This window comes from Sphingosinicella sp. (genome assembly GCF_052388015.1).
Taxonomy (GTDB): Bacteria; Pseudomonadota; Alphaproteobacteria; order Sphingomonadales; family Sphingomonadaceae; genus Allosphingosinicella.
The window spans coordinates 1-8,177 of record NZ_JBQTIN010000158.1; the positions used below are offsets into that span (position 1 = coordinate 1).

Sequence of the window (8,177 nt, forward strand, 5' to 3'; positions counted from 1 at the left end):
TTCTTGGCGCGGAGCCGCAGCCCTTCCTCGATCTCGATCCGCGGCTGGAGGTCGCGGAGCGACACGTAGAGCTTCTCCAGCGTGTTCAGCGCCATGTAGGGGCACATGTTGCAGTTGCAGTTCCCGTCCGCCCCAGGCGCGCCGATGAAGGTCTTGCCCGGTGCCGACTTCTCCATCTGGTGGATGATGTGCGGCTCGGTCGCGATGATGAACTTGTCCTTGCCGCTCTCCAGCACGTGGCGGAGGATGCCGGAGGTCGCGCCGACATAATCGGCATGATCAAGGATGTGCGGCGGGCATTCCGGATGGGCGAGCACCGGCGCCCCCGGATGCTGCTGCTTGAGCTTGACGAGCTCGGTCTCCGAGAAGGCCTCGTGGACGATGCAGGCGCCCGGCCAGAGCAGCATCTCCCGCCCAGTCCGCCGCGCCAGATAGCCGCCGAGATGCTTGTCGGGGCCGAAGATGATTTTCTGCTCCCTGGGGATTTGCTGGAGAATAACCTCCGCGGACGAGCTGGTGACGATGATGTCGCTGAGCGCCTTCACCTCGGCCGAGCTGTTGATGTAGGTGAGCGCGACATGGTCCGGGTGGGCCGCGCGGAACGCCGCGAACTGCTCGGGCGGGCAGCTATCCTCCAGGCTGCACCCGGCGTTCATGTCGGGGAGCACGACGATCTTGTCTGGCGACAGGATTTTCGCCGTCTCGGCCATGAAGCGCACGCCGCAAAAGGCGATCACCCTGGCGTCGGTCGCTTGCGCCTTGCGGGAGAGATCGAGGCTGTCGCCGACGAAATCGGCGAGGTCCTGGATTTCCGGGGTCTGGTAGTAATGGGCGAGAACGACCGCCTCGCGCTCGCGGCGCAGCCGGTCGATCTCGGCGCGAAGGTCGAGGCCCTTCAGGCTGACATGGGGGGCGTTCATCTCACCGTCTCCTCACCGCATCCTCGATCGGATGGCGGCGATCCAGATAGCTCGCCTGCTCCTCGCCGGCCGGGTCCACGAACCTTACCGCGACGCTGGCGTCAATCCCGGCCGCGCGGAGCGGCATGGCGAAGGAACGCGCGACCAGCCGCATCGCTGCGTCGCGCGCGGTCCTGAGCGGCGCCTCCTCGCGCGCCTGCCGGAGCAGATCGGCCTGCGCGTTCTGGCGGTTCGCCGCGTCCATCTCGCTCTCGCCGCCGGCGAGGGCGACGAGGATGCCGCCATCGCCTTCGGCCCGCGCCTCAGCCCAGTCGATCCGCGGGCCGTTCACCTCGATCGGCGGCAGGGTGACGGTGAGCGTGGCGGTCGCCGCATCCCAGGCGAGCCGCTCCCGGCTCAGCCGGGCGAGGTCGACTTCATAGACGACGTCGCCGGGCACGATCAGGCTGCGCTCGGCGGTGACAAGGCCGCCGCGCCGCGCGCGGGCGATCGCGACGAAGCGGGCGGAATGGGCCGCGATCCGCCCCTGCTCCCGGACCGACAGCAAGGCCGTCGCGGCGATCGCTTCCGGGTTTGGCGCGAGCGGTTCCGCCGGCGAGCGGAGCAGCAAGCCCAGCGCGAAGCCCGCGAGCAGCGCCGCCGCGGCACCGGCCGGCCAGGCGAATGGCTTCAGGCGGCCAAGGTCCATGCCTCGTCCTCCTGCAGCACCAGCCCGCGTCGCTCCAGATCGCGCAAATGAGCGAGCACCGACCGTCCAGCCGCCCCATGCAGGCGCGGATCGATATCGGTATACATCTCGGCGACCATCGCCGGGATTTCGCGCTTGCCTTCGCCCAGCCTGGTCAGGATCTGCTTCTCTCGCATCCGGCGGTGCGCGATCAGCGCCCGGACATGGCTCGCCGGCGTCTCCACCGCCGGGCCGTGAGCCGGGAAATAGATGCTGTCGTCGCGGGCGAGGAGCTTGTCGAGGCTGGAGAAATAAGCGGTCATGTCGCCGTCCGGCGGCGCGATCACCGTCGTCGACCAGCCCATCACATGATCGCCGGTGAAGAGGGCACTTCGCGTGTCGTCGCCCTCGCCGGCCAGCGCAAAGCAGAGATGATTGGAGGTATGGCCGGGCGTCGCCACCGCCTCAAGCGCCCAGCCGTCGCCCTCGATCCGTTCGCCATCGGCCAACACCCGGTCCGGCGCATAGTCGAAATCGAAGGCGGCGTCGGCGCGCGGACCGTCATCGGCGATCGCCAGCGGCGCGCAGCCGATGATCGGCGCGCCGCTCGCCGCCGCGAGCGCCCGGCTCGCCGGACTATGGTCGCGATGGGTGTGGGTGCAGGCGATGGCGGCGATCCGTTCGCCCGCTGTCGCGGCGAGGATCGCCTCGACATGCTCGGCCAGGTCCGGACCCGGATCGATCACCGCCACCTCGCCCCGGCCGACGATATAGGTCTGCGTGCCGGTATAGGTGAAAGGCGAGGGATTGGCGGCCAGCACCCGCCGCACAAGCGGGTGGACCTGCTCCACCTGACCGGGAGTTGCGCTCGCCATGCTGCGGATGTGGCACTGCGGCCGACGAAAATGAAGGGCGCGCCGCCCTCCCCTTCACGCGAGGCGGCTGATAGAGCCGGGCGATGCCCGCCACGCCCGCCTGGCCACACGCAAGCCTGCCGCGCCTTTACGTGCCGGAGCCCTTGAAAGCCGGCACGCATATCGCGCTGTCGGGAGGCCCCGCCAATTATCTCGCCAATGTCCTGCGCCTGCGGGCCGGCGATCAGGCCAAAGTGTTCGACGACGAGACTGGGGAATGGCTGGCGACGGTCGCGGAAGCGGGGCGCAGGAGCGTCATGCTCGCGGTCGGCGAGCATCTGCGCGAGCGCGAGCGCGTTCCCGATCTCTGGCTGCTCTTCGCGCCGATCAAGCGCGGCCGCATCGACTGGCTGGTAGAAAAGGCGACGGAGCTGGGTGTCGATCGGCTGATCCCGGTGATCACCGCTCGCACCGTGGTCGATCGCCTCAACCTCGATCGCCTGCGCGCGCACGCGATCGAAGCGGCCGAGCAATGCGATCGCACTGCTTTGCCCCGGCTCGACGCGCCGGCAAGGCTCAAGACGGCGCTAGAGAGTTGGTACGAGGGTCGGGCGCTTTATTTCGCCGACGAGGCGGGCGGCGCGCCGATGATCGAGGTGGCGCGCCCCGGCCCGGCCGCGATCCTGATCGGCCCCGAAGGTGGCTTCACCGATGAGGAGCGCGCCCTGATCCGCGCCCATCCGGCCGCTTGCGCGATCACCCTCGGCCCGCGCATCCTGCGCGCCGACACCGCCGCGCTCGCCGCGATCAGTCAGTGGCTGGCCGTCGCGGGCGATTTCACGACAAGGGAAAAATGAAGATGGCCAGTACCGAACGTCGCGGCCTCTATCCGGAAATCGAGCCCTACCAGACCGGCATGCTCGATGTCGGTGATGGCCACACACTTTACTGGGAGCGCTGCGGCACGCCCGGCGCCAGGCCGGTCGTCTTCCTCCATGGCGGCCCCGGCGCCGGCAGTAACGCCAATCATCGCCGCCAGTTCGATCCCGCCCGCTACGACATATTGCTGTTCGATCAGCGCGGTTGCGGCCGCTCGACGCCGCACGCCGGCCTCGAGGCGAACACGACCTGGCATCTCGTCGCCGATATCGAGCGGCTGCGCGACCTGGCGGAGATCGAGCGCTGGATGGTCTATGGCGGCTCCTGGGGCTCGACGCTGGCGCTGGCTTACGCCCAGACCCATCCAGAGCGCTGCACCGAGCTGGTGCTGCGCGGCATCTTCACCTTCCGGCAGAGCGAGCTCGACTGGCTCTACCGCTACGGCGCGTCGGAGGTCTATCCGGACAAGTGGAGTGAGTTTCTCGCGCCCATTCCCGATGCCGAGCGCGGCGACCTCGTCACCGCCTATCAGCGCCGCCTGACCGGCGAGGATCCCGTTGAGAGGCTCACTGCCGCCAAGGCGTGGAGCAAATGGGAAGCCGAAACCGTCACCCTGCTTCCTGATCCGCACGTCATCGACGAGTTCACCGAAGACGATTTCGCCGTCGCGATCGCCCGGATCGAGAACCACTATATGGCCAACAAGGGCTGGCTGGAGGAAGGCCAGCTGCTCGCCAACGCCGGCCGCCTCAGGGACATTCCCGGCGTCATCGTTCAGGGTCGCTATGATATGTGCACACCCCCGGTCACCGCCTGGGATCTGCATCGCGCCTGGCCAGAAGCCGAGCTGAACATCATCCCCGACGGCGGTCACCTCTTTACCGAGCCAGGCGTGTTGGATGCGCTGGTTCGAGCCACCGATCGCTTCGCCACCGCGTAAAACAGTTCATCGCTGTTATTGCACGGTTCATCTACGATCAGTACATTGATGCGGCCGCGATTCGACGGCCTCTGGTGGGGAAAAGTCATGCGTATCGGTTTGATGAGTGCGGCCGCGGTTGCGGCCCTGACGGCGTTCGGCTCGCCTGTGCTGGCCCAGCCCGTGCCCTGGTCGACGGAGGGCGCGCTGGAGGACAGCGACCGGCAGCTGCCGGAGGGCAATCGCTATGACGATCACGCGCTGCGGCTGGAAGCCGGCCAGCGCTATCGGATCTCGATCGATTCCGAGGCCTTCGATCCGGTCGCGCAGCTTCGCCGCGCCGGCCAGGAGGAAGTGCTGGCCGAGAATGACGACAGCGCCGGCCTGAATCCACGGATCAATTTCACGCCGAGCGAGAGCGGCAATTATATGCTGCGCGTCTACGGCTATTCGACGGATGGCCGTGGCGCCTATGTGGCGCGGGCCGCGACGTTGGCGCCGGCGCCGCCGCCGATCACGACGCCCGGCACGCCGACGCCAGTGACCGGCACCTGGCTGCGCTGGGACGGTGATCTCGCCGCGACCGATTCGGTCAGCGAGGAACGGCACTATGACGACTATCTCGTTCGTTTCGAGGCCGGTCAGTCGCGCTATATCATCGTCAACTCCGCCGCCTTCGACACGATGGTCCAGGTCATCAGCGTCGAGGGTCGCGACAGCGAACCGCCCGCCATTCTCAACCAGGATGACGATAACGGCGTCGGCCTCAACTCGCTGCTCGTTTTCGAGGCCGGCGAAGCTGGCGATTATATCATCCGGGTGACCTCGTTCGGCCAGGGCTCGACCGGCGGCTACCGGCTCTGGGTCAGCCAGTAGCTATTCGGCGGGGACCGCCTCTTGCGGGCGGTCCCATCGCCGCCTGAGCCAGCCTGTCAGCCGCGACAGCGGTGCGTTGCGCGCCATCCATGCGGCATAGTCCTGATAGGCGGGATCGGCCATCAGGTGCCGCTCTTCGGTCCGCGCGCGCCAGTAATAGACGCCGCTGACCACCGCGAGGACGAAGCTGTTGCGAACCATGTCGACCGGGTTGCCGGTCGCCGCCAGGAACGGCAGCACCGCGAACCACCAGAAGAGATTCTTCGAAACATAGGCCGGATGCTTGGTCCAGGCATAAGGCCCGTGGGTCAGGATGCCGCGATGGGTGAGGTTCGAGAAGCGGAAGCCGAACGCGACCGTCGCCCAGGCGTAGACGGCGGTGAGAAAAACGAGCCACGCGCCGAAGATCCACAGCAGCGCCGGATAATCGGCAAGCCAGAAGGCCCAGCCGGCATCGCCATGCGTGCCGCGGTGATAATCCAGCGGCCCGCCCGGACCCATCATGATGAACGGCGGATAGCAGATCAGGGCGGCGGTCCAGCCCGCTGCATAGGGATTCGCACCGCGGATATGGCCGTCGAGCGGCTTCATCGTCAGTGCATAGCCGACGGTCGCGAACACGACGTCGATCATGAACATCGCGGCGATCAGCCAGCCGGCGAGGTTGGCCGGGCCGGCGCTGATCCAGGTCCATTCGGAACCGATCATCGCTTGCCAGTTGCCCGGTACAATCGAGATCATGAAGGCAAGGAAGAACCCCTTGATCGTCCATTGCCGCAGGAACTCATAGATGGTTTCCCTGTCGGCAAGATCGGAGCGGCCGATCAGCCACTGGCCGAAATGCCAGGCACCGTCCTTCGGCTCCACCATCCGTCGGTCGAGCCAAATGACATAGGGTATGGAGAGGACGAGCATCGGCACGGACGCCACGCCCAATACCTGCATTGAAAAGAGATAGGCCCCGCTCCAGTACCAGCGGCAGAGGCAGTAGAGCGCACCGATCGCGGCCCAGATCGCCCACAAGCCTGCAATCTTCGCGAGGCTGATGTCGAGCGTCTCGGAAAGCGGGCGCGGCGTGCCGCCCCAGTCGACTCCAGTCGTCGGGTTGCGGTGAACCTTGTCGACGATCAGCGACCAGGCGAGCATCGGCACGGCGCAGGCGATGAGCGCGACCATCGCGGCAAGCGGCCCGCGCATCCCATAGGCCCAGGCAATGGCCGTCCAGATCGCCAGCCCGGCAAGCCCGGCGAAGCCGACGCCGCTGCTCACGGCGGACGCCGGCCGCGGATCGGCCACGGCTCGCGAAACCGCGTGTCGTGTCGCGGCGGCAATCTTGCGCTCGGCGTTCATCGAACGGCGTCATAGCCGACAGGAGTAAGCAAGCGGTGAAGGCGGGTGAGGCCTCAGCCCGCCCTTCCGGGCCGCCCGACGCCGTGCCAGCGCAAGCCGGCTTCCTCCGCCTCCCCGGGCGGATAGATGTTCCTGAGGTCGACCAGGATCGGTTCGCGCATCCCGGCCGCGATCCGCTCCAGATCGAGCGCCCGCAGCACGTCCCATTCCGTGACCAGCACGACCGCGTCTGCGCCGTCCGCGGCCGCATAAGGGTCGTCGAACAGCTCGACGTTGGGCATCAACGGCCGCGCCTGCTCCGTTCCTTCCGGATCGTAGCCGCGCACCTTGACGCCGGCATCTTCAAGCGCCTGGACGATCGCGATCGACGGCGCATCGCGCATGTCGTCGGTGTTCGGCTTGAAGGTGAGGCCGAGCAGAGCGACCGTGCGTCCGCGCGCCTCGCCGCCGAGCGCCTGGATCACCTTGCGGCCCATCGCCCGCTTGCGCGCGTCATTGACCTTCACAACCGCCTCGACGATCCGGAGCGGCGCGGCGGCGTCTTCCGCCGTCTTGAGCAGCGCCAGCGTGTCCTTGGGGAAGCAGGAGCCGCCATAGCCGGGCCCGGCGTGAAGGAACTTCGCGCCGATCCGCCGGTCGAGCCCGATTCCCTGCGCGACATCCTGAACGTCGCCGCCAACCGCTTCGCACAGATCCGCCATCTCGTTGATGAAGGTGATCTTGGTCGCCAGGAAGGCGTTGGCGGCATATTTGATCAGCTCGGCGGTGCGCCGCGAGGTGATCAGCAGTGGCGCCTTGTTGAGGTAGAGCGGGCGATAGACCTCGCGCATCGCCGCCGCGGCCTGCTCGTCCTCGGCGCCGATCACGATCCGGTCGGGATGCTTAAAGTCCTCGATTGCCGCGCCTTCGCGCAGGAATTCAGGGTTGGACACGACCCAGGCCTGCGCGGCCGGCACCGTCTCGCGAACGATCCGCTCGACTTCGTCGCCGGTGCCGACTGGCACGGTCGATTTGGTCACGATGACCGTTGGCCCGGTAAGCGCCGCAGCGATCTCGCGCGCAGCGTCATAAACGTAGGAGAGATCGGCATGGCCGTCGCCGCGGCGTGACGGCGTGCCGACCGCGATGAAGATCGCTTCCGCGCCATCCACCGCTGCCGCGAGGTCGGTGGTGAAGGCGAGCCGTCGGCCGGCCACGTTGCGCGCCACCAGGCTGTCGAGGCCGGGCTCGAAGATCGGCATCACGCCCCGTTCGAGCGCGTCGATCTTCCCGGCGTCTTTGTCAACGCAGGTCACCTCATGACCGAAGTCGGAAAAGCAGGCCCCGGAAACCAGGCCGACATAGCCGGTTCCGATGATCGCGATCCGCATGCACGCTTCCCCGGCTGTTCGCGCGAGCGCTCTAACAAAGCGGCTTCCGACCGGACAGCGATTTCAGCAGATCGGACGCGCAAAAGAAAGGGGCCGGCCCGAAGGCCGACCCCGAGTCTTTCGACGATCCGCCGCCGGGGCGGCGGATGTCTGGCTTACCAGCCCGATCCCGGACCCATGGTGATTTCCACGCGCCGGTTCTGCGGCTCGCGGACACCATCGGCGGTCTCGACCAGCGGCCGGCTCTCGCCGAACGCCTCGGTGGAGATCGAAGCCCGCGGCACGCCGCGGCCCTCGAGATAGGTCGCCACATTGTTCGCGCGACGCTGCGACAGGTCGACG

General features: G+C 67.4%; 9 protein-coding genes. 3 read left to right on the plus strand and 6 right to left on the minus strand.

What is annotated here, in order from left to right; translation table 11 throughout:
• The 3 genes from nadA to ACT4N3_RS12850 form a co-directional block, all read right to left on the minus strand.
• Positions 1-920: quinolinate synthase NadA (nadA, locus tag ACT4N3_RS12840; RefSeq protein ID WP_444855621.1), on the minus strand; the 920-nt coding region annotated here is incomplete at its 3' end.
• Position 921: 1 nt separating this feature from the next.
• Positions 922-1,608, minus strand: a complete 687-nt coding sequence (locus ACT4N3_RS12845; RefSeq protein WP_444855622.1) for a DUF4230 domain-containing protein — start codon at positions 1,606-1,608, stop codon at positions 922-924.
• Entirely contained in the window at positions 1,590-2,462 is an 873-nt protein-coding gene (locus ACT4N3_RS12850) for an MBL fold metallo-hydrolase (RefSeq protein WP_444855623.1), read from the minus strand. The genes ACT4N3_RS12845 and ACT4N3_RS12850 overlap by 19 nt, the downstream gene beginning before the upstream one ends.
• Before the next feature lie 83 nt (positions 2,463-2,545).
• On the opposite strand from ACT4N3_RS12850, the gene ACT4N3_RS12855 reads away from it, so the two are divergent.
• From ACT4N3_RS12855 to ACT4N3_RS12865, 3 genes are all read left to right on the plus strand, one after another.
• Positions 2,546-3,298, plus strand: a complete 753-nt coding sequence (locus ACT4N3_RS12855; protein ID WP_444855624.1) for a 16S rRNA (uracil(1498)-N(3))-methyltransferase — start codon at positions 2,546-2,548, stop codon at positions 3,296-3,298.
• The gene (pip, locus tag ACT4N3_RS12860; RefSeq protein ID WP_444855625.1) at positions 3,295-4,260 is read left to right on the plus strand and encodes a prolyl aminopeptidase; all 966 of its coding nucleotides are present in this window, start codon (positions 3,295-3,297) and stop codon (positions 4,258-4,260) included. The genes ACT4N3_RS12855 and pip overlap by 4 nt, the downstream gene beginning before the upstream one ends.
• An 87-nt stretch (positions 4,261-4,347) precedes the next feature.
• Positions 4,348-5,115 (plus strand): PPC domain-containing protein, encoded by a 768-nt coding sequence (locus tag ACT4N3_RS12865; RefSeq protein WP_444855626.1) that lies wholly within the window; start codon positions 4,348-4,350, stop codon positions 5,113-5,115.
• Here ACT4N3_RS12865 and ACT4N3_RS12870 read toward each other — a convergent pair whose 3' ends face one another.
• The 3 genes from ACT4N3_RS12870 to ACT4N3_RS12880 all read right to left on the minus strand — a co-directional run.
• Positions 5,116-6,465, minus strand: coding sequence for a methyltransferase family protein (locus tag ACT4N3_RS12870; RefSeq protein ID WP_444855627.1), 1,350 nt, complete (start codon positions 6,463-6,465; stop codon positions 5,116-5,118).
• Between the two features lie 53 nt (positions 6,466-6,518).
• Positions 6,519-7,835, minus strand: a complete 1,317-nt coding sequence (locus ACT4N3_RS12875; protein WP_444855628.1) for a UDP-glucose dehydrogenase family protein — start codon at positions 7,833-7,835, stop codon at positions 6,519-6,521.
• Positions 7,836-7,990: 155 nt separating this feature from the next.
• Positions 7,991-8,177 (minus strand): OmpA family protein (locus tag ACT4N3_RS12880; RefSeq protein ID WP_444855629.1); only part of this gene is annotated, 187 nt, incomplete at its 5' end.